Genomic DNA, 18,703 nt, shown 5'->3' on the forward strand with positions numbered 1-18,703 from the left:
CCGTACGGCGTCATGAAGCCGCAGGTGGTCCCGCCCGCTCAGTCGGCCCGGCGGGGGAGCGGTGTCCCGGTGATGCCGTTGATCAGTACGTCGAAGCCCCAGGTCAGCCGGTCCTCGACCGGGCCGGAGAGCAGGTCCGGCGAGTGGGCCTTGATCATCGGGTGGGTGGAGGCGTCCGCCGTGTGCACGGCCTCCGCCAGGGCGTTCCAGTCGTCCTGCGCGGAGGGCGTGCTCTCCTGCGTGCCGTGTTCGGCGGCGACGGCCGTGGCGTGCTGGAGCAGCAGGTCGAGGCCCCAGGCGACCTGGTCGGGCGCGGCACCGCCGCCGGACAGGAGGGCGAGGACGCGCTCCACGAGGGCGAGGTAGTTCTCCCCGCTGGGCCGCGCCACCAGCGCCGAGCGGGCCAGCTGCGGGTGCCGGAACAGGACGTCGGTGTACGACCTGAGCACCGCTAGGAGCTGCTCCCGCCAGCCCGCCCCCGCGTCACCGCCGGTCAGGTCGACCTCGCCGAGCAGCGCGTCCAGCACGGCGGCGTGCAGTTCCGCGGTGTTGGCCACGTAGACGTAGAGCGAGGCGGGACCGGTGTCCAGCTCCTGCGCCAGGCGGCGCATGGTCACCTTCGCCAGTCCCTCGGCGCGCAGGATGCGCAGGGCCGTGCCGACGATCCCCGCGCGGGTCAGGGCAGGTTTGGCGGGGCGTTCGCGGCGGCTGATCGGGTCTCGCTTCGCATCCATGCGCGGATCGTAACGAACGCGTTCGCCCGCACCCGGACCCCGCCTCGTCCCCCGCTCGGCGCGGAGGAGGGGACGACGGTTGGAGCCGCCGCTTCCCGGGCACCCGGGGGGCCCGTTCAGCAGGAAATGTGCTCGGAGGTGCGCATGGCGGTTCGTCACCGTCTGATCAAGACCGACCCGTCCGTGGTGTGGGACGTGATCGCCGACGGCAGCAGGTACGCCGACTGGGTCGTGGGCACCGGCGCCTCGCGCCCGAACCGCGGCCGGTGGCCCGAGAAGGGCGCCTCGATCGAGTACGAGGTGCCGCTCGGCCCGTGGCGGCTCAGCAACGAGACGATCGTGCGCCGCTGCGAGGAGGGCCGCCAGCTCGAACTGGAGATCCTGGCCGGCCCCCTCGGCACCGCCCGCTTCTCCATCGAGCTGCGCGAGTGGGGCGAGCACTGCCTGGTCATCGCGGACGAACACCCGCTGCAGGGCGCGGGGGGCGCACTGCACAACTTCGGCGCCGAGGCCGTCATCCAGCTCCGTCACCGGACCATGCTGGCCCGGCTCGCCCGCTGCTGCGAGGAACAGGCCGAGGAGCAGGCCGAACAGCCCGAACAGGGCCACGAGCCGGCCGCCCGCGGCCTCGGCGTGCAGGAGAGTCCCGGCCATGCCTGATGCCGTGGTCATCGGCGCGGGCCCCAACGGGCTCGTCGCCGCCAACCTGCTCGCCAGTGCCGGGTGGAGCGTGCTCGTCCTGGAGGAACAGCCGGAGCCGGGCGGCGCGGTCCGCCACGACCGGGGCGTCCACCCCGACTACGTCAACGACCTCTTCAGCTCCTTCTACCCGCTCGCCGCCGCCTCGCCCGTCCTGGCCTCCCTGCACCTGGAGGACCACGGCCTGCGCTGGAGCCACGCCCCGCACGTGCTGGCCCACCCGCTGACCGACGGCCGGTGCGCCGTACTGGACCGGCAGATCGACGTCACCGCCGACTCCCTGGAGGCCTTCGCCCCCGGGGACGGCGAGGGCTGGCGACGCCTGTCCCGGCTGTGGGACACCCTGCACCGGGACGTGCTCGACGCCCTCATGACCCCGTTCCCGCCGGTCAAGGCGGGGGCCCGGCTGCTGCGGAAGCTGCGGGCGGCCGGCGGTCTGCGCGCCGCCCGCTCCCTCGTGCTGCCGGTACGCCGGCTGGGCGAGGAGGAGTTCACCGGCGAGGGCGGGCGCCTGCTGCTCGCGGGCAACGCCCTGCACGCCGACCTCGCCCCCGAGGCGGCCGGCAGCGGCGGCTTCGGCTGGCTGATGTCGATGCTCGGCCAGACCTACGGCTTCCCCGTCCCCGTCGGCGGCTCCGGCGCCCTGACCGACGCGCTGGTACGGCGACTGCGGGCGCACGGGGGAGAACTGCGCTGCGGGGAACGGGTGGAACGCGTCGTCGTGCGCGGCGGGCGTGCCGTGGGCGTGCGGACCTCTGCCGGGGCTGCCGTGCCCGCGAGCCGCGCCGTGCTCGCCGACGTCGCCGTACCCGCTCTGTACGAGGACCTCGTCGGCCTCGAGCACCTGCCCGACCAGGTGGCGGACGACCTGCGGCGCTTCCAGTGGGACTTCGCCACCTTCAAGGTGGACTGGGCCCTGGACGGCCCCGTGCCCTGGCGGGCCGAGCAGGCGAGCCGGGCCGGGACCGTCCACCTCGCCGACGGCGTGGACGAGCTGACCCGCTTCGCCGCGCAGATCGCCATGCACCAGGTGCCCGACCGGCCCTTCAGCCTGTTCGGCCAGATGACCACCTCGGACCCGAGCCGCTCCCCGGCGGGCACCGAGTCGGCGTGGGCCTACACCCACGTCCCGCGGGAGATCCGCGAGGACGCCGGCGACGAGGGCATCACCGGCGCCTGGGGCCCGGACGACCAGGAACGCATGGCCGACCGGGTGGAACGGCAGGTCGAGCGCTTCGCACCCGGGTTCCGCGCGCGCGTGCGGGCCCGCCGGATCCTCGCCCCGCCCACCCTCCAGTCGCTCGACGCCAACCTCGTGGCCGGCGCCATCAACGGCGGCACGACCGCCCTGCACCAGCAGCTGTTCTTCCGCCCCGTGCCCGGCACCGGCCGCCCGGAGACCCCGGTGCCCGGTCTCTACCTCGCGTCGGCCGGCGCCCACCCCGGCGGCGGGGTGCACGGCGCCCCCGGCGCCAACGCGGCCCGCGCCGCCCTGCGCAGTGCCCGCGTACCCGTCCTCGCCGGCGCCCAGCGCCTCCTCACCCGCCGCGACCGCACCGGACGCAAACGCTGACCCCTCCCGCCGCACCCGGGCGCGTCCTCGACGTTCACGCGCCCGGGTGCATCCGAAGCCCACCCGGAAAGGGAACACCCTCGTGACCACCCACCGTTTCCGCCCCACGGGTCACGCCCCGCCGCTCACCGAGGGAGAACCATGAACCACCACCACGACGGCCCCGACGCCCGGCACCGCCGCCCCGACGGTGTCGACGACAAGACCGTCGAGGCCCTCGGATCGCTGTCGAAGGCGCTGGAGACCACCGAGCGGGCCCGCGGCCACCTGTACGGCTTCCACCAGCTGACCGGCACCGCCGACCTGGAACTGGACCGCGCGGTGCGGCTGTTGCGCGAGGCGGGTCACACCGGCTGGGCGGACAAGGTCGAGACCGAGGTCCTAGGCCGCAACGTCATCCCGGGCCACTGGACGTTCCAGATCGTCGAGGCCTACAACGACACGTACTACGACCCCTTCCGGCAGCTGGAACGCGCCGCGGTGGCCGAACTCGCCGACGGACGCGACCACCTGTACGAGGCGGAGATGAAGGAGGACCGCCGCACCGAGGGTCATCCCGACCACTCGGCGCGTCCCCCGGCCACGGACGCCTGAACCGCGGGAGGGCCGAACCCGTGCGCACCAGCCCCCTGAAGAACCGGACCGTCGTGGTCACCGGAGCGGCTCGCGGCCTCGGCGCGGCCCTCGCGTCCGAGATCGCCGCCCGCGGAGCCCGCGTCGCCCTCCTCGGGCACGAGAAAGAACTGCTGGACGACCTGGCCACGCGGCTGCCGACCCCGGCGCTCGCGCTCGAGACCGACGTCACCGACCTGCCCGCACTGCGGGAGGCCGCCGACCGCACGCGCCGCACCCTGGGACGGCCCTCCGCCGTCGTCGCCAACGCCGGCGTGGCGGACGGCGGCCCCTTCACCGCGACCGACCCGGCCGAATGGCGCCGGGTGATCGACGTCAACCTCACGGGCAGCGCCCAGACCGCCCGGGCGTTCCTGCCCGACCTCGAGGCGACGGCCGGCTACCACCTGCAGATCGCCTCCCTCGCGGCCCTCGGCGCCGCGCCCCTGATGAGCGCCTACTGCGCGTCCAAAGCGGGCGTCGAGGCCTTCGCCCACTCCCTGCGCGCCGAGGTGGCGAGCCGCGGCGTCGCCGTGGGCATCGCCTACCTGAACTGGACCGACACCGACATGATCCGCGACGCCGACCGGTACACCGTGCTGCGCGAACTGCGCGGCCACATGCCGGGTCCCGCCCGGCGCGTCTACGGCGCCGACCGGATCGCCGCCCGGATCGTCGACGGCCTGGAGCGCCGCCGCACGGCGGTGTACGCCCCGCCCTGGCTGCGGCTCGTCCAGCCCGTGCGGGCCGCGCTGCCGCCGGTGGTCCTGCGCGCGGCCCGCCGGGACCTGTCCCGCCTGGAGGCCGAGGGGTCGCTGGAGCCCACCGGACTGCTGGGCGCCGGGGGAGAGGCGGACCGCCTCGCGGAAGGACGCGCGCGCTGAACCGGGGGACAGACCCAGGGGGGTCCGAGGGAAAGGACGGCCCATGACCGACAAGAAGAAGCAGAGCAAGAAGTCCCAGGACCTGAACAAGGGCGACGAGGTGACCTGGAAGACGCACGGGTCCACGACCGAGGGCCAGGTCGAGCGCGAGATCACCGAGCGGACCGAGGCCGCCGGACGCACCGTCGACGCCTCCCCGGACGACCCCCAGTACGAGGTCCGCAGCGAGAAGTCGGGCAAGTCGGCGGTGCACAAGCCGTCGGCCCTGCACAAGAAGTGAACCGCTGAGGACACCCGGCATGCAGACCTTCCTCCCCGACCCGGACTTCCGCCGCAGCGCGGAACTCCTGGACCGCCGCCGGCTGGGCAAGCAGCGCGTGGAAGCGCTCCAGGTCCTGCGCGGCCTGACCGTGCCCGGGTACGGCTGGCGCAGACACCCGGCCGTGCGGATGTGGCACGGCTACGAGGAGGCCCTGGTCCGCTACGGGCTGGAGGTCTGCCGGGTGTGGCGCGAGCTGGGCCACCAGGACAGCTGCGCCGCCTCGCTGGTCGCCGGGTACGCGGCGGGCCGCCCGCACGCCGCCGTCCGCGACCAGCCCGCCCTCGCCGAGGCCGGGGAGCTGCCGCCCTGGCTCGGCGACGAGGCGTTCCACCTCAGCCACCGGTCCGCGCTGGTGCGCAAGGACCCCGAGACCTACGGGCCGCTGTTCCCCGGTACCCCCGACGACCTGCCCTACCTCTGGCCGTCGTCCGACCGGCAGGCGGCGGTCGCGTAAGGGCTGCCTCGTCCCGACGCCGGCCCCACCGGGCTCAGTCCGGGCGGGGGCCGGCGCCCGCGACCCGGAACACCGGCCAGCCGATCTCGGTGCGCCACCGGTCGGCGTCCGGCGTGTCGCGCGGGCCGACCAGGTAGGTCTCGCGCACCGGCCCGGCCACGGCCAGGGCGTGGTCGGCGACCCACCTGCCCAGCTCGCCGTAGGTGACCTCGATGGTGTCGTGGGTCCCCGGATGCACGGTGACCGCCAGTTCCGCGGGCGGCAGCTCGGTGCCCTGGACGCGGCCCAGGTCCGGGACGGGCGCGACCACCGGGACGTACACGAGCACGTCCCCGCGGCCGTCGCTGAACAGCGCGTTGTCGTAGAGGCCGCCCGGGGGACCCGTCGGCGCGTCGACGACGGCGTCCAGCTCGGCCATCGCGCCCGCGTACCAGGGCAGCACCTCCTCGAGCGTGACCGTGCCCCGCACCGCGGCCACGCGCCGCGCGGGCGCGTGCCGCAGCTCGACGGCGACCCCGGCCGGCTCGGGGCGCAGCAGCCGCTGCAGCGACGCGACGGCCGCCTGGGTCCGTGACAGCTGGTCCTGGAGCCGCTGGAGGTGCTCGCCCACCAGGTGCGCGCGCACGGCCGGGTCCGGGGCGAGCAGGATCCGCCGGACGTCGGCGAGCGGCACGTCGAGTTCCCGCAGCCGGGAGATGACCTGGGCGGTGGGGATCTGGCCGGCGTCGTAGTACCGGTAGCCGCTCGACGCGTCCACGTGCGCGGGGTCCAGCAGCCCGGCCTCGTGGTAGCGGCGCAGCGTTCGGATGCTCAGGTGGGTCAGCCGGGAGAACTCGCCGATCGTCAGCACGCCTCCCACTGTGCACCCTCCCCCAAGGGGAGAGTGCAGTGCTTGACCCGTGCGCGCCGGGAGGCGCCACGCTCGCTCGCATGACCACCACCACCTCCCTCCAGCCCGAACTCGCGGGGCACCCCGCCGTCGTCACCGGCGCCGGGCGCGGCACCGGCGCCGCGATCGCCGCACGCCTGCGCGCGGCCGGCGCCACCGTGCTCGCGACGGCCCGCACCGCACCCGCCGACGCGGCCTCCGACCCCCTCTTCGTCACGGCCGACCTGACCACACCGGAAGGCGTCGACACCGTCACCTCGGCGGTGCACGACCGGCTCGGCACCCCGCACGTCGTCGTCCACACGCTCGGCGGCTCCCAGGCGCCGGCCGGTGGGTTCGCCGCCCTCACCGACGCGCACTGGCAGGACGAGCTCACCCTCAACCTGCTGGCCGCCGTCCGCCTCGACCGCGCGCTGCTCCCCGCGATGCGCGACGCCGGCCGGGGCGCCGTGGTCCACGTCTCCTCCATCCAGCGCCGCCTGCCCCTGCCCGACGCCACCCTCGGCTACGCCGCCGCCAAGGCCGCGCTCACCACGTACAGCAAGGGCCTCGCCCGCGAGCTGGCCCCGCACGGCGTACGCGTGAACGTGGTCTCCCCGGGCGCGATCTCGACGGAGGGCACCACGGCCCTGGTCCACCGGATCGCCGACGCCCAGGGCATCGACGAGGCCGCTGCCTGGGAGCAGGTGCTGGCCTCGCTCGGCGGCATCCCCCTCGGCCGCCCCGCACGCCCCGAGGAAGTGGCCGAACTGGTCGCCTTCCTCGTCTCCGACCGCGCCGCCGCCATCACGGGCGCCGAACACACCATCGACGGCGGCACGGTCCCCACCGTCTGACCCGCCCCGCAGCCATGGAGGGAACGCCCATGACCTCGAACGCCCTTGCCCACTTGCCCGTCCGCGTCCGGACGTACCTCGACGCGCACGCCCGCCACGACGTGCCCACCGCGGCCGACTGCTTCGGCCCCGCCGCGGTGGTCGTCGACGACGGCCGCACCCACCGCGGCCGCGACGCGGTCCTGGCCTGGCTGGACCGGACCTCGACCGAGTACACCTACACGACCACCCCGCTCACCGCCGTCCCGCACGACGACCGGCACTGGACGGTGACCCAGCGCCTCGAGGGCGACTTCCCCGGCGGCACCGTCGACCTCGCCCACACCTTCACACTCGACGAGGACGGACGCATCACCGGCCTCACCATCGTCCCGTGCGCGTGAACGTCCCGCCTCACCCGGTCCCCGTTCAGCCGGGTCAGCGCACCCGTCTCGCCGACGGCCCCTCTGCGAGGCGCTGTGCAAGGTCGAGCAGATCAGCCAGGTGCAGCACCCGCCCGTCGAATCCTGGGAGGGGGACATGGAGGGGCTGCATCCAGCGGGCGGGGATGGCGTTCAGCCCGTAGTACGCCCCCGCAAGGCCACATACGTTGGACAGCGTGCCCGCCTCCAGCGCGGCGAACTGGGACTCCACCGATGTCCTTGGGCTCTGCTGCTGCCCACCGCTGGAAGCGGGCGAAGATGTCCGGCAGGTCCAGTCCTCCCCGCGTGGGAAACCGAGCGGTGAACGCTCCCTGGGGACCGAACTCGAAGGGGCCACCCAGGGCGTCACCCACCGCTGAGCCGACGACCGCGCCGGCGGCCCGCTGAATCCGCTTCATTCACGCAGGCTAGTTGTGCCCCACTGATGGCCGCACGGCCCTGTCGGCTCTTCGGCCCGCCGGGCAGGCCCTACGCCATCCAGGCAGTTGGCTCGGCCGACGCCCTCAGCGCCAACCCCGGGCGTCACGACGCACAGGTCATTCCGGTCGGTGACGCAGGCCGTACCCGACGATGGCTGATCCGGCGACGCCGTAGGCCATCAGGCAGATGCCCGTGGCGAGGTCGTCGAGTCGGTCCTCGTGCTGGGCTGCCCTCTGCTCCTCGTAGGTCCGTTGACCCAAGGACACGTTTCCTCGCAGAACCGAGCAGTGCGCGTCGCCAGGTCGCATGGGACCGGGCCTTTCTTCACCGTCCTCGCCCACGTTCTCGCCCGGGCACCGGACGACCGAGGAACCGGCCATGGCCGACCCGGCCAGGACGGCCCCCCAGATGAGCGGGAGAAGGAAAAGAGCAGCCAGAGCTCCTCTGAGCTTGCGCACGTCCTTCCCCCTCCTCACCTCTCCTGCAGCCACGAGCGCGCCGCTGCCGGGCGGCATCCGATCATGGCACAGGCCTATGGCGCGCACGGAGTCGCCTCGTGCGGGTGCGGGCGTCAGCGCAGGACGCGCCACCGGTTGTCGGGAGTGCCGTCGTCCGGGGCCTGCACCACGAAGGCGCCGATCGAGGTGGAGCCGTTCTCCACGCCGAGCAGTTTTCCGCTGTTGACGTTGCGGATCTTGAAGGTGCCGTCGCCCTGGTCGAGGAGGGTCCAGCGGTGGTCGGCGGTGCCGTTGTCCGACCACTGCAGGACGGTCGCGCCGTCCGCCGTCGACATGTCCCGCACGCCGAGCACCTTGCCGCTGTGGGCATTGCGGAGGCGTACGGCGTCGCCGTCCGGCACCATCTCCCAGTCGTGGTCGGCGGTGCCCGAGTCGCTCCACTGCAGGGCGCGGCCGCCGTCGGCGGTCGACATGTCCTGGATACCGAGGACCAGGCCGCTGGCGGCGTTGGCGAGGCGGACGGTGGAGCGGGCACCGGTGTTCCAGTACACGGTGTAGTTGTGTCCGTGGGCGTCGTGGAAGGGGCCCAGGGCGACGGGTGCCCCGTTCGCGGTGGCGGTGAAGGAGAGCGCGGTGGAACTGGTCCGCCGGATCGAGGACGTCTCCAGCGCGGGCAGCGAACCGAGCGCGGTGTCACCGTAGTTCCCGGACAGGACGACGGGACCGTAGGTGACCGCGGCGACGTCGGGGGCGTCGTTGGCCGGCCGCAGGACGGTCCGCATGGGCAGGCGGACCGTGACCGTGTCGCCGGACGTCCAGGAGCGGCTCAGCGTGGCGTAACTGCCGGGCGTGGTGGCGATGTTCTGCACGGCGCCGTTGACGCCGACGGTGGCCCCACTGGTCCAGCCGGGGATGCGGATGCGCATCGCCCAGGTGCCGCCGACGGAGCCGGTCACGCGCAGGGTCGTGGTGTCGCTCGCCGGGTAGGACGTGGTCTGGGTGACGGTGATGCCACGCTCGGTCCAGGTGAGCACCGACGGCACGAACAGGTTCACCGTCAGGGTCGTGCCGGCGTGGAAGTAGACGGAGTCCATCAGCCGGGTGTGAATCTCCAGGCCCGTGCCCTGGCAGCACCAGAAGGTGGTGTAGTCGGTGCTCCAGGTGCCGCCGCCCCAAGCCGGGCCCACGCCTCGGCGGCCGCCGGGGTTGAGCGGCGTGAAGTAGGTGACGTGGCCGTGGGGGTCGGCCGGGTTCTGCTGGCCGATCATCTGGTTGAGCCAAGCCTGCTCGTAGTAGTCGAACAGGGCCGCCCGGTCCGGGGTGAGGGTGAACAACTCCCGTGTGAGCGTGAGCATGTTGACGGTGTTACAGCTCTCGCAGGTGTCCTGGCGGAGGTAGCCGGCGATGGCGTTCGGGGCGCGGAAGTGCTCGGCCTGGCTGTTGCCGCCGATGGCGTAGGTGTGCGCACCGACGCAGATGTTCCAGGCGTTCGCGGCGATGTCCCGGTAACGCGTGGTGCCCGTCGCCTTGTACGCGCGGGCGGCCCCGATCCACTTCGGCACCTGGGTGTTGGCGTGCAGCCCGGCCAGCCTGTCCTGGCCGGCCGCCAGCGGATCGAACACGGCGGCGTGGTCGAAGCGTTGGGCGGCGGTGAGCCAACGGGTGTCACCCGTCTGTCGGAAGAGGTCGGTCAGCACGGCGTTCATCCCGCCGAACTCGGTGCCCAACACGGCCTGCATCCGCGCCGTGCTCAGCCGCGCGGTGCGCCGGTCGACCCAGTCCGCCAGGGCGAGCAGGACGTCCCGCGCCTGGGTGCTGCCGACGAGACGCCATACGTCCAGCAGGCCGGTGAGGGTCTTGTGGACCGTGTAGTACGGCACGTTCCCGTTGGACAGCGTGCCCGCCTCCAGTGCGGCGAAGTCGGACTCCGGGTAGCCCGACAGATATCCGGCGCCGAAACCCGCGTTGCTGTCGTTGGCCTGGCACTTGGCCAGTTCGGCGACCATGTACAGGGCCTTGTCCCGGCAGACGGCGTCCCCCGTCGCGGCGTACGCCTGCGCCCATGCGGTGAGGAAGTGTCCCTGCACGTGGCTGCGGAAGGGGAAGTCGGGCGCCTCCCAGCCGCCCACCGGGGCCGCGCCGACGGTCGGCAGGCGGTGGTTGACGCGGAAGGTGTACAACAGCCGGTCGACGTCGACGAACCGGAGGTAGCTCTGGGTGCGGTTCTGGTTGTCGAGCCACCGGCTCGCGGTCAGCCTCACCTGGCCCAGCTCGAAGGGGGAGGCCAGGACTCCGGTGTCGGCGAGGACCGGCGGTACGGCCGCGTGGGCGGGGGAGCCGCGGAGGAGCGGCCCGACGGCGCCGGCGGCGGCGCCGGCCCCGGCGAGCTGGAGGAGGCGGCGTCTGCTGACGGAAGAGGACATGGGGATCCTTTCGGCTCGGGCTCGGGCTCGGGTGAGGCGGAAAAGGAGCTGTTCCGTATGTCGAACGCCGTTCGTAGGACCGACGAGACCATAGGGCGGGGGAGGGGAGGCGTCAATGCCGCCGACACGACCTCAACTCACCCTTGAACCGCGGGTGTCGACGCGGCGCAACGGCGGAAGCAGGGGACCGTCGGCCGACGGGCCGGGACCAGTGGTCCCTGCGGATCCGGCTGCCCGGAGCGGAGACTCGAGGCACCTGAAGGAGGTTCTCCATGCGCAGCACCATCACCGTCGGACTGGACGGCTCGCCGGAGAGTCTGGCCGCCGCGGACTGGGCCGCCCGTGAAGCAGTCCTGCGTGATCTGCCCTTGCGACTGGTGAACGCCTCGCAGTGGCAGGCCCCCGCCTACGCGGCGGCGAGCGGATTCGACATTCCACCGCTGCCGCGCGAGCTGCAGCACTCGTCCTCGCGGCGCCTGCTGGACAACGCGCGGGCGGGCATCGCCGACGGGCACCCCGATCTGCGGGTCGAGACCGAAGACATCGACGGACTGCCCGTCCCGGCCCTGCTGAGGGCCGCGGAGGACGCCGAGTTGCTGGTCCTCGGGTCCCGGGGTCTGGGCAAGGTCGCCGGATTCCTGGTCGGTTCGGTCTCCCTCGCCGTCCTCGCCGGGAGTGAGCGGCCGGTGGTCCTCGTACGGTCCGCACGACCCGAGCGGCAGGCCCCGTCGGACGCAGACCCGGCAGGGACCCGCCCCGACGCGACCGACCGCCGCGATGTCGTTCTCGGCCTCGACCTCGGCCACCCCCACGACAGGCTGCTCGACTTCGCGTTCGACGCGGCTTCCCGGCGCGCGGTACCCCTGCGCGTCGTCCACGGCTGGACGCTGCCGCCCTACTCCTACGGCGGCGACCTCATGCCCGAACTGGACGACGCCACGGCCGGGCAGGTGCGACGCGAACTCGACACGGTACTGCGGCCGTGGCGTGAGAAGTTCCCGGACGTGGAGGTCAGCACGCAGACCACGGTCGGCGGCGCGGGCCCTCACCTGGTCGACGCCTCCCACGACGCGGCACTGGTGGTCGTGGGCCGCAGGATCCGCCGGTCCGTGGTCGGCGCGCACATCGGGCCGGTGACCCAGGCGCTGCTGCACCACGCCGCCGCGCCGGTGGCGGTGGTCCCGCACGACTGACATACGGGCCGGGCCCGTTCAGCGCCGTCCGCCCGCTCCGTCACTCACGGACCAGCACCACGGCCGCACACGCGCGACCTCCGTTCACAGTCCTGCAGTCCTGACGTCACCACCTCACGAAAGAAGCGTCCGTTGCGACAAACGACGAGGGCGATCACGGTCTCCGGGCTGCACAAGTCCTTCGGCCGTACCCACGCGCTGGACGGCCTCGACCTGCAGGTCGAGGCCGGCGAGGTCCACGGTTTCCTCGGCCCGAACGGCTCGGGGAAGTCCACCACCATCCGTGTCCTGCTCGGCCTGCTGCGCGCCGACGCGGGCATCGCTCGGGTACTGGGCCGCGACCCGTGGGCGGATGCGGTGGAAGTGCACCGTCGTATCGCCTACGTGCCCGGTGACGTGACCCTGTGGCGCAACCTGTCCGGCGGCGAGGCCATCGACCTCTACGGCCGGCTGCGCGGGGGCCTGGACCCTCGGCGGCGCGCGGAGTTGACCGAGCAGTTCGAGCTGGACCCGACGAAGAAGGGCCGCGCCTACTCCAAGGGCAACCGGCAGAAGGTCGCCCTGATCGCGGCGTTCGCCGCGGACGTCGACCTGTTGATACTGGACGAGCCGACCTCGGGCCTGGACCCGCTGATGGAGGCGGTCTTCCAGCGGTGCGTGGCGCAGGAGCGGGACCGCGGCCGCACGGTCCTGCTCTCGTCGCACATCCTCAGCGAGGTGGAAGAGCTGTGCGACAGGGTGAGCATCATCCGCGGCGGACGCACCGTGGAGAGCGGTTCGCTGGCCGAGCTGCGCCACCTCGCCCGGACCAGCATCAGCGCCGAACTCACCGGGCCGCCGAACGGGCTGGCGGACCTGCCCGGGGTGCACGACCTCGACGTCCAGGGCCGGCGGGTGCGGCTCCAGGTCGACACCGACGGGCTGGACGGGGTGCTGCGGCACCTCGGTGAGTCGGGCGTACGGTCGCTGACCTCGACGCCGCCCACACTGGAGGAACTCTTCCTGCGGCACTACCGGGACGAAGCGGCCGGGCTGAACGAGCTCGACGGGGTCGCGCGATGACCTCGCTCGCGGTGCGGACCTCCGTCCGCCCCCGCCAACTGGCGGGCACGGGAACCCTCTTGCGCCTCGCGCTGCGTCAAGACCGGCTGACGACCCTGGTCTGGGTCGCTGTGAACACCCTCATGGTCCTCTCCATGCCGGGCACCCTGCGCAGCTTGTACGGCACCGCCGTCGAACGCAGTCGGCTGGCCGGCCAAGTGGAGACCAATGCCTCGTTCCGGGCGTTGATCGGCCCCGTCTTCGACACCTCGGTCGGCGCGCTGACCGCCTGGCGGGTGGGCGTGTACGCCGCCGCGCTCGCCGCCGCGACGAGCCTGCTGATCGTCGTACGGCACACCCGGGACGAGGAGGAGAGCGGCCGGCAGGAACTGGTGGCGTCCGGGACGGTGGGCCGCCGGGCGCCCCTCACGGCGGCGCTGCTGGCGGCGGCCGTCGCCGACGCGGCCCTGGCCCTGCTGGTCACGGCCGGCCTGGCCGGTCAGGGCACGGCCGGAGCACTGGCCTTCGGTCTCGGTCTCGCGGGTGTCGGCATGGTCTTCGCCACGATGGCGGCGATCATCGCCCAGCTCACGGAGAGCGCCCGTCTGGCCCGGGGCCTGACGGCGGCCGTCCTCGCGGTGGCGTTCGTGCTGCGTGCGGCGGGCGACTCGGCCACGGACGACGGTTCGTCGCCCCTGACCTGGCTGTCGCCTCTGGGCTGGCTGGAGAACCTGCGGCCCTTCGCGGACGAACGCTGGTGGGTGCTCGCCCTGTTCGCGGCGGCCGCGGCCGCGCAGGCGGTGGTGGCGTACGCCCTCGCCGGGCGCCGGGACATCGGCATGAGCTTCCTGCCCACCCGGCCGGGCCCGGCCGCCGGTCGCCTCGGCACGCCGGGCGCCCTGGCCTGGCGGCTGCAGCGGGGCAGCGTGCTCGGATGGTCGGCCGGCTTCTTCCTCGCCGGAGTCGTCTACGGCAGCCTCACCGACGGCGCGGCCGACCTGGTCCGCGACAACGAGAGCGCGCGGCGGATCTTCGAGCGGATGGGCGGTCGAAGCGGCCTCACCGACGCGTTCCTGGCATCGATGACCGGCATGCTCGGCCTGATCGCGGCCCTGTACGTGGTGGCGTCCGTGCTGCGCCTGCACGGCGAGGAGACCTCGGGCCGGGCGGAAACGGTGCTGGCGTGTGCCGTGGGACGGTTGCGCTGGGCCGCAGGCCATCTGACGATCGCCTTCGGCGGCTCGGCCCTGATCATGACCCTGGCGGGCGCGGGCTTCGCCGTCGGCTACGGCAAGGAGGTCGTACCCGTCCTGGGCGCCTGCCTGGTGCAGCTCCCGGCCGTGTGGGTGATCGGCGCAGTGGCGGTGCTGCTGTACGGCGTGGCGCCGCGGCTCGCACCGGTCTCCTGGGGTGTCGCGGTGGCGGTCCTGCTGATCGGCTGGGTCGGCCCGGCCCTGGACGCACCACGGATCGTCCTGGACCTGTCCCCCTTCGGCCACCTCCCGAAGCTGCCGGGCGGCGGCATGGAGTGGAGGCCCGTCCTCGCCCTCACCGGCTTGGCGGTGGCGCTGGTCGCGGCGGGCCTGACGGCTCTGCGGCGACGGGACAGTGGCTGTTGAGACCGGCCCATGAGTAGGGCCCTGTGGCCCCGCTCCGGCCTGAACTTCAGGGCTGAGGGTCCTGACCTGTGCGGCCGTTCGTCCCCGAGGCCCGCGGAGGGCCAGGACCGAGCCCAAGTCGCTGGTAGACCCATGGACAGCCGAGACGTGTGAGCCCGTCACACGCACCTTCGCACTCATCGAGGAGACCGATGCTTTCGCCCGAGTCCGCCGCTGTCGTCCGCGCCACGCTGCCCGCCGTGGGTGGCGCGCTCGACGAGATCACGACCCGCTTCTACGGCACGATGTTCAGCGAACGACCCGAACTGCTGGACGGGTTGTTCAACCGCGGCAACCAGGCCAACGGGGAACAGCGCAGGGCCCTGGCCGGTTCCATCGCCCATTTCGCCCAGGCGCTACTCGCCGACCCGGACGCCCGGCCGGACGCGCTCCTCGCCCGGATCGCGCACAAGCACGCCGCCCTCGGTGTGACCGAGGACCAGTACACCGTCGTCCACAAGTACCTGTTCCGGGCCATCGCCGAAGTCCTCGGCGACGCAGTCACGGCCGACGTCGCCGCGGCGTGGGACGAGGTGTACTGGCTGATGGCCGGCGCGCTCATCGCCCGCGAAGCCCGCCTGTACCAGGAGGCCGGCATCGACCCGCGTCGTCCCTGGCGGCAGTGGACCGTCGTCGAGCGCCGCGAGGAGACCCCCCACGCCGTGTCCTTCCTGCTGCGCCCGGCCGACGACGCCCCCGTGCCGCCCGCCCGGGCCGGCCAGTACGTCAGCGTGCGGGTGCAGTTGCCCGACGGCGTGCGCCAGCTGCGCCAGTACAGCCTCTCCGGCGCTCCCGGCGGCCGGGTGCGGCGCATCACCGTCAAGCGCGTCGCGAGCGTGGCCGGGGCACCCGAGGGAGAAGTCTCCAACCACCTGCACCGCACCGTCCGGGAAGGTGACCAGCTCACCTTGTCGGCGCCGTTCGGCGACGTGGTCCTGGACCACGGCGACGGTCCGCTGCTGCTGGTCTCCGCCGGTATCGGCTGCACCCCCATGGTCGGCATGCTCGAGCACCTCGCCGCCACCGGCTCCTCCCGTCCGGTGCGCGTCCTGCACGCCGACCGCACCCCGGCCGACCACGCGCTGCGCGCCGACACCCGGCGCCTGGTCGCCGGACTTCCCGACGCCCGGGCCGACTTCTGGTACGAGCGGGACGCGGACGGCGAACCCGGCGCACGCACCGGTCTGATGGACCTCGACGGCCTGGACCTGCCCGCCGACGCCGACGTGTACCTGTGCGGCGCACTGCCTTTCATGCGCGCGGTACGCACGCGCCTGCTCAAGGCCGGCATCCCCGCACGCCACATCAGGTACGAAGTCTTCGGCCCCGACCTGTGGCTGGCCCACACCGAGGACTGACCGGCGCCCGTCGCTCGGTGCCCACAGCGGCGAGCGGGAACCGCAGGCGAAACAGGGCCGACCGGCCCTGTACCCGGGCCGTCCGGGAAGGGAGGATGCCGACACGGCCGGGCATGACGAGGGGATTCGATGGAGCACAGCGAGCAGGGCGACAGCACGGCGAGCCCGATCAGGGTCTTCCTGCTGGACGACCACGAAGTGGTACGACGCGGGGTGCACGACCTGCTGGACGACGAACCGGACATCACCGTGGTCGGAGAAGCGGCGACGGTGGAGCAGGCTCTGGTGCGGGTCCCCGCCCTGCGCCCCGACGTGGCCGTCCTCGACGTGCGTCTGCCCGACGGGGACGGCGTGACCGTCTGCCGTGAGCTGCGGTCGCGGATGCCGGACCTGGCCTGCCTGATGCTGACGTCCTTCGACGACGAGGAGGCACTGCTGGACTCGATCATGGCGGGGGCTGCCGGATACGTCCTGAAGCAGATCCAGGGCTCGGACCTGGTCTCGGCCGTGCGCACGGTGGCCCGCGGCCAGTCGCTGCTCGACGCCAGCGCCACCGCCAGACTGATGACCCGGCTGCGGGGCGGCGGGCAGCAGCCGGCCGAGGAACCGGACGTGCTGCCGGGACTCACCGACCGGGAGCGCGAGATCCTCGACCTGATCGGCGAGGGGCTCACCAACCGGCAGATCGGCCAGCGGCTCTACCTGGCCGAGAAGACGGTCAAGAACCACATCTCCCGGCTGCTCGCCAAGCTCGGCGTGGAACGCCGCGTTCAGGCCGCCGTCATCGCCACCCAGACACGCGACCGGACGCGGCCCGAGACACCCCCTAGGGGGCGTCTCTAGCGGAACGGGCTCCGGCTGCTCGCCTCCACCTCGTACGCTCGCCCTGGCTGATCTTTGATGGTCTTCACGTTCGAGGGGCTACCGTGACATACGCACGGTAGGGCCGCCGGCAGGTGGCGGGGCGTTGGAGGAGCAGCGGTGGGGAACGCCGGAGAAGCCAGCGAGGCACGGGTACGACTGCCGCAGCTCCGGCTGGACGAGCTGCTGGAGGAGCTGCAGGCCCGTCTGGACGCGGCGCGCGGTACCCGGGACCGGGTCCACAGTCTCCTCGAGGCCGTCCTGTCGGTCGGGCGCGAGCTGGACCTGGAGCAGGCACTGCGCAGCATCGTCGAGGCCGCGGTCGCCCTGGTCGACGCGGAATACGGGGCGCTCGGGGTGATCGGCCCCGACGGCCGGCGCCTGTCCGCCTTCCACACGGTGGGCGTCGACGCCGAGCAGATCGCCCGCATCGGCCCCTACCCCGAAGGCCACGGCATCCTGGGCGAACTGATCCGCCACCCCGAGCCGCTGCGCCTGGCCAGGCTCTCCGACCACCCCGCGTCCTACGGGTTCCCGGCCCACCACCCGCCGATGAACACGTTCCTCGGCGTCCCCATCCGGGTGCGCGACCACATCTTCGGCAACCTGTACCTGACGGAGAAGCGCGGCGGGCAGCAGTTCGACGAGGACGACGAGTCGGTGCTGGCGACGCTGGCCGTGGCGGCCGGCGTCGCGATCGACAACGCACGTCTCTACGAGGAGTCCCGGCTGCGTGAACGCTGGCTCCAGGTGAACGCCGAGATCACACACGCCCTGATGACCGGCGCGGACCAGGGCGGGGTGCTGCCCCTGATCGCCGACCGCGCCCGGGAGATCACGGCGTCCGCCCTGAGCGTGGTCGCCCTGCCGGTGAGCGGGACCGACACCCTCGCGGTGGAACTCGCCACCGGCCAGGAGGCCGAGACGTGGCGCGGGATCGTGCTGCCCGTGCAGGACACTCTCATCGGGCAGGCGTTCGTCCAGCGGCTGCCGGTCAGCAGCCCCGACGTGTCGCAGGACTCCCGGGTCTCCGCCGGTTCGCCGTTCCAGGGGCTCGGACCGGCCGTCGCGGTGCCGATCGGCTCGGGTGACGAGGCCCGCGGTGTGGTGCTGCTCGTCCGGCAGTCAGGTGGCCAGGAGTTCTCCCGCAAGGAGACCGAGCCGCTCCAGGCCTTCGCCGCGCAGGCCGCCGTCGCCATGGAACTGGCGGAACGCCGCCAGGACGCCGAACAGATCGCGCTGCTGGAAGACCGCGACCGGATCGCGCGCGACCTGCACGACCTGGCGATCCAACGGCTCTTCGCCACCGGCATGACCCTGCAGAGCGCCGGTCGCCGCGTCCAGGACCCCATGGCCTCCGAGCGGATCCAGCGGGCGGTGGACGACCTCGACGAGACCATCAAGATCATCAGGTCGACCATCTTCGGCCTGCGCTCCCGCGGCGACGACGCGGCGCCCGGTCTGCGCTCGCGCGCGGTCCGCGCGATCGGCGAGGCCGCCCCGCTCCTGGGCTTCGCCCCCAGCGTCCGCATGGAGGGCCTGCTCGACACACACGTGCCCGTACAGATCGCCGACCACGTCATGGCGGTCCTCACCGAGTCGCTGACCAACGTCGCCCGGCACGCGGCAGCGGACCGTGTCGACGTCGTGCTGGACACGGACGGCAAGCGAGTCCGTCTGACCGTCACGGACAACGGCGTCGGCATCCCGGAGGGGGGCCGCCGCAGCGGTCTGAGCAACATGGCCGAGCGGGCGCAGAAGCTCGGCGGTGCCCTGGAACTGACGAGCCCTGGCGGCAAGGGCACGCGACTCGTGTGGCACGCGCCGCTGGAAGCCGGCAGGACGGACGTCGAACCCACCTGGTGA

19 protein-coding genes and 1 pseudogene are annotated in these 18,703 nt (G+C 73.2%); 14 read left to right on the forward strand and 6 right to left on the reverse strand.

Annotation, left to right across the window (positions count from 1 at the left end):
* Nucleotides 1-38: 38 nt before the first annotated feature.
* Nucleotides 39-734, reverse strand: coding sequence for a TetR/AcrR family transcriptional regulator (locus tag AQJ30_RS04390; protein ID WP_067228633.1), 696 nt, complete (start codon nt 732-734; stop codon nt 39-41).
* A gap of 144 nt (nt 735-878) precedes the next feature.
* Here AQJ30_RS04390 and AQJ30_RS04395 point away from each other — a divergent pair, with 144 nt between their 5' ends.
* The 6 genes from AQJ30_RS04395 to AQJ30_RS04420 all read left to right on the forward strand — a co-directional run bounded on the left by AQJ30_RS04395 (nt 879) and on the right by AQJ30_RS04420 (nt 5,278).
* Nucleotides 879-1,394, forward strand: coding sequence for an SRPBCC family protein (locus AQJ30_RS04395; protein WP_067229039.1), 516 nt, complete (start codon nt 879-881; stop codon nt 1,392-1,394).
* Nucleotides 1,387-3,006 (forward strand): phytoene desaturase family protein, encoded by a 1,620-nt coding sequence (locus AQJ30_RS04400; protein WP_067228635.1) that lies wholly within the window; start codon nt 1,387-1,389, stop codon nt 3,004-3,006. Before AQJ30_RS04395 ends, AQJ30_RS04400 begins: the two co-directional genes overlap by 8 nt.
* Before the next feature lie 141 nt (nt 3,007-3,147).
* The gene (locus tag AQJ30_RS04405) at nt 3,148-3,600 is read left to right on the forward strand and encodes a hypothetical protein (RefSeq protein ID WP_067228637.1); all 453 of its coding nucleotides are present in this window, start codon (nt 3,148-3,150) and stop codon (nt 3,598-3,600) included.
* A 20-nt stretch (nt 3,601-3,620) separates the two neighbouring features.
* Nucleotides 3,621-4,502, forward strand: a complete 882-nt coding sequence (locus AQJ30_RS04410; protein ID WP_067228638.1) for an SDR family oxidoreductase — start codon at nt 3,621-3,623, stop codon at nt 4,500-4,502.
* 43 nt (nt 4,503-4,545) lie between these two features.
* Nucleotides 4,546-4,782 carry a hypervirulence associated TUDOR domain-containing protein gene (locus AQJ30_RS04415; RefSeq protein ID WP_067228640.1) on the forward strand — a complete coding sequence of 79 codons (237 nt, stop codon included), beginning with the start codon at nt 4,546-4,548 and terminating at the stop codon, nt 4,780-4,782.
* A 19-nt stretch (nt 4,783-4,801) separates the two neighbouring features.
* A complete protein-coding gene (locus AQJ30_RS04420) occupies nt 4,802-5,278 on the forward strand; it encodes an MSMEG_6728 family protein (RefSeq protein ID WP_067228642.1) in 477 nt (158 codons plus the stop codon).
* A gap of 34 nt (nt 5,279-5,312) precedes the next feature.
* Here the strand turns inward: AQJ30_RS04420 and AQJ30_RS04425 are convergent, their stop codons facing one another.
* Nucleotides 5,313-6,128: a MerR family transcriptional regulator gene (locus AQJ30_RS04425; protein WP_067229042.1), complete on the reverse strand. Its 816-nt coding sequence runs from the start codon at nt 6,126-6,128 to the stop codon at nt 5,313-5,315.
* Between the two features lie 80 nt (nt 6,129-6,208).
* Here AQJ30_RS04425 and AQJ30_RS04430 point away from each other — a divergent pair, with 80 nt between their 5' ends.
* Both AQJ30_RS04430 and AQJ30_RS04435 read left to right on the forward strand, forming a co-directional pair.
* Nucleotides 6,209-7,003, forward strand: coding sequence for an SDR family oxidoreductase (locus tag AQJ30_RS04430; RefSeq protein ID WP_067228644.1), 795 nt, complete (start codon nt 6,209-6,211; stop codon nt 7,001-7,003).
* A 29-nt stretch (nt 7,004-7,032) separates the two neighbouring features.
* Entirely contained in the window at nt 7,033-7,386 is a 354-nt protein-coding gene (locus tag AQJ30_RS04435) for a nuclear transport factor 2 family protein (protein WP_067228645.1), read from the forward strand.
* A gap of 34 nt (nt 7,387-7,420) precedes the next feature.
* Here AQJ30_RS04435 and AQJ30_RS40035 read toward each other — a convergent pair whose 3' ends face one another.
* From AQJ30_RS40035 to AQJ30_RS04450, 4 genes and pseudogenes are all read right to left on the reverse strand, one after another.
* Complete coding sequence (locus AQJ30_RS40035) at nt 7,421-7,636, reverse strand: hypothetical protein (protein ID WP_067228647.1); 216 nt, start codon at nt 7,634-7,636, stop codon at nt 7,421-7,423.
* A pseudogene (locus tag AQJ30_RS40040) lies at nt 7,635-7,823 on the reverse strand (ADP-ribosylglycohydrolase family protein); the annotation flags it as partial. The pseudogene AQJ30_RS40040 and the gene AQJ30_RS40035, both read right to left, overlap by 2 nt.
* A gap of 138 nt (nt 7,824-7,961) precedes the next feature.
* On the reverse strand, nt 7,962-8,105 hold the full coding sequence (locus tag AQJ30_RS38330; protein ID WP_159052293.1) for a hypothetical protein: 144 nt from the start codon (nt 8,103-8,105) through the stop codon (nt 7,962-7,964).
* 311 nt (nt 8,106-8,416) lie between these two features.
* Entirely contained in the window at nt 8,417-10,726 is a 2,310-nt protein-coding gene (locus AQJ30_RS04450; RefSeq protein ID WP_067228650.1) for a beta-L-arabinofuranosidase domain-containing protein, read from the reverse strand.
* A 272-nt stretch (nt 10,727-10,998) separates the two neighbouring features.
* On the opposite strand from AQJ30_RS04450, the gene AQJ30_RS04455 reads away from it, so the two are divergent.
* From AQJ30_RS04455 to AQJ30_RS04480, 6 genes are all read left to right on the forward strand, one after another.
* A complete protein-coding gene (locus AQJ30_RS04455) occupies nt 10,999-11,919 on the forward strand; it encodes a universal stress protein (protein WP_067228651.1) in 921 nt (306 codons plus the stop codon).
* Between the two features lie 132 nt (nt 11,920-12,051).
* Entirely contained in the window at nt 12,052-12,981 is a 930-nt protein-coding gene (locus AQJ30_RS04460; RefSeq protein ID WP_067228653.1) for an ABC transporter ATP-binding protein, read from the forward strand.
* Nucleotides 12,978-14,579 (forward strand): ABC transporter permease, encoded by a 1,602-nt coding sequence (locus AQJ30_RS04465; RefSeq protein WP_067228655.1) that lies wholly within the window; start codon nt 12,978-12,980, stop codon nt 14,577-14,579. The genes AQJ30_RS04460 and AQJ30_RS04465 overlap by 4 nt, the downstream gene beginning before the upstream one ends.
* Before the next feature lie 191 nt (nt 14,580-14,770).
* Complete coding sequence (locus AQJ30_RS04470; protein WP_067228657.1) at nt 14,771-15,976, forward strand: globin domain-containing protein; 1,206 nt, start codon at nt 14,771-14,773, stop codon at nt 15,974-15,976.
* 129 nt (nt 15,977-16,105) lie between these two features.
* A complete protein-coding gene (locus AQJ30_RS04475; RefSeq protein WP_067228659.1) occupies nt 16,106-16,819 on the forward strand; it encodes a response regulator in 714 nt (237 codons plus the stop codon).
* Between the two features lie 138 nt (nt 16,820-16,957).
* Entirely contained in the window at nt 16,958-18,703 is a 1,746-nt protein-coding gene (locus AQJ30_RS04480; protein ID WP_067228660.1) for a GAF domain-containing sensor histidine kinase, read from the forward strand.

Origin of the sequence: Streptomyces longwoodensis (assembly GCF_001514125.1) — a bacterium.
In the GTDB taxonomy this organism is placed as follows: Bacteria; Actinomycetota; Actinomycetes; order Streptomycetales; family Streptomycetaceae; genus Streptomyces; species Streptomyces longwoodensis.

Excerpts from the sequence above, each read along its gene's own strand:
- AQJ30_RS04395 (WP_067229039.1), top strand. The coding sequence starts at position 879 with ATGGCGGTTCGTCACCGTCTGATCAAGACCGACCCGTCCGTGGTGTGG.
- AQJ30_RS04465 (WP_067228655.1), top strand. The coding sequence starts at position 12,978 with ATGACCTCGCTCGCGGTGCGGACCTCCGTCCGCCCCCGCCAACTGGCG.
- AQJ30_RS04405 (WP_067228637.1), top strand. The coding sequence starts at position 3,148 with ATGAACCACCACCACGACGGCCCCGACGCCCGGCACCGCCGCCCCGAC.
- AQJ30_RS04430 (WP_067228644.1), top strand. The coding sequence starts at position 6,209 with ATGACCACCACCACCTCCCTCCAGCCCGAACTCGCGGGGCACCCCGCC.
- AQJ30_RS04470 (WP_067228657.1), top strand. The coding sequence starts at position 14,771 with ATGCTTTCGCCCGAGTCCGCCGCTGTCGTCCGCGCCACGCTGCCCGCC.
- AQJ30_RS04475 (WP_067228659.1), top strand. The coding sequence starts at position 16,106 with ATGGAGCACAGCGAGCAGGGCGACAGCACGGCGAGCCCGATCAGGGTC.
- AQJ30_RS04455 (WP_067228651.1), top strand. The coding sequence starts at position 10,999 with ATGCGCAGCACCATCACCGTCGGACTGGACGGCTCGCCGGAGAGTCTG.
- AQJ30_RS04435 (WP_067228645.1), top strand. The coding sequence starts at position 7,033 with ATGACCTCGAACGCCCTTGCCCACTTGCCCGTCCGCGTCCGGACGTAC.
- AQJ30_RS04450 (WP_067228650.1), bottom strand. The coding sequence starts at position 10,726 with ATGTCCTCTTCCGTCAGCAGACGCCGCCTCCTCCAGCTCGCCGGGGCC.
- AQJ30_RS04400 (WP_067228635.1), top strand. The coding sequence starts at position 1,387 with ATGCCTGATGCCGTGGTCATCGGCGCGGGCCCCAACGGGCTCGTCGCC.
- AQJ30_RS04390 (WP_067228633.1), bottom strand. The coding sequence starts at position 734 with ATGGATGCGAAGCGAGACCCGATCAGCCGCCGCGAACGCCCCGCCAAA.
- AQJ30_RS04415 (WP_067228640.1), top strand. The coding sequence starts at position 4,546 with ATGACCGACAAGAAGAAGCAGAGCAAGAAGTCCCAGGACCTGAACAAG.
- AQJ30_RS04420 (WP_067228642.1), top strand. The coding sequence starts at position 4,802 with ATGCAGACCTTCCTCCCCGACCCGGACTTCCGCCGCAGCGCGGAACTC.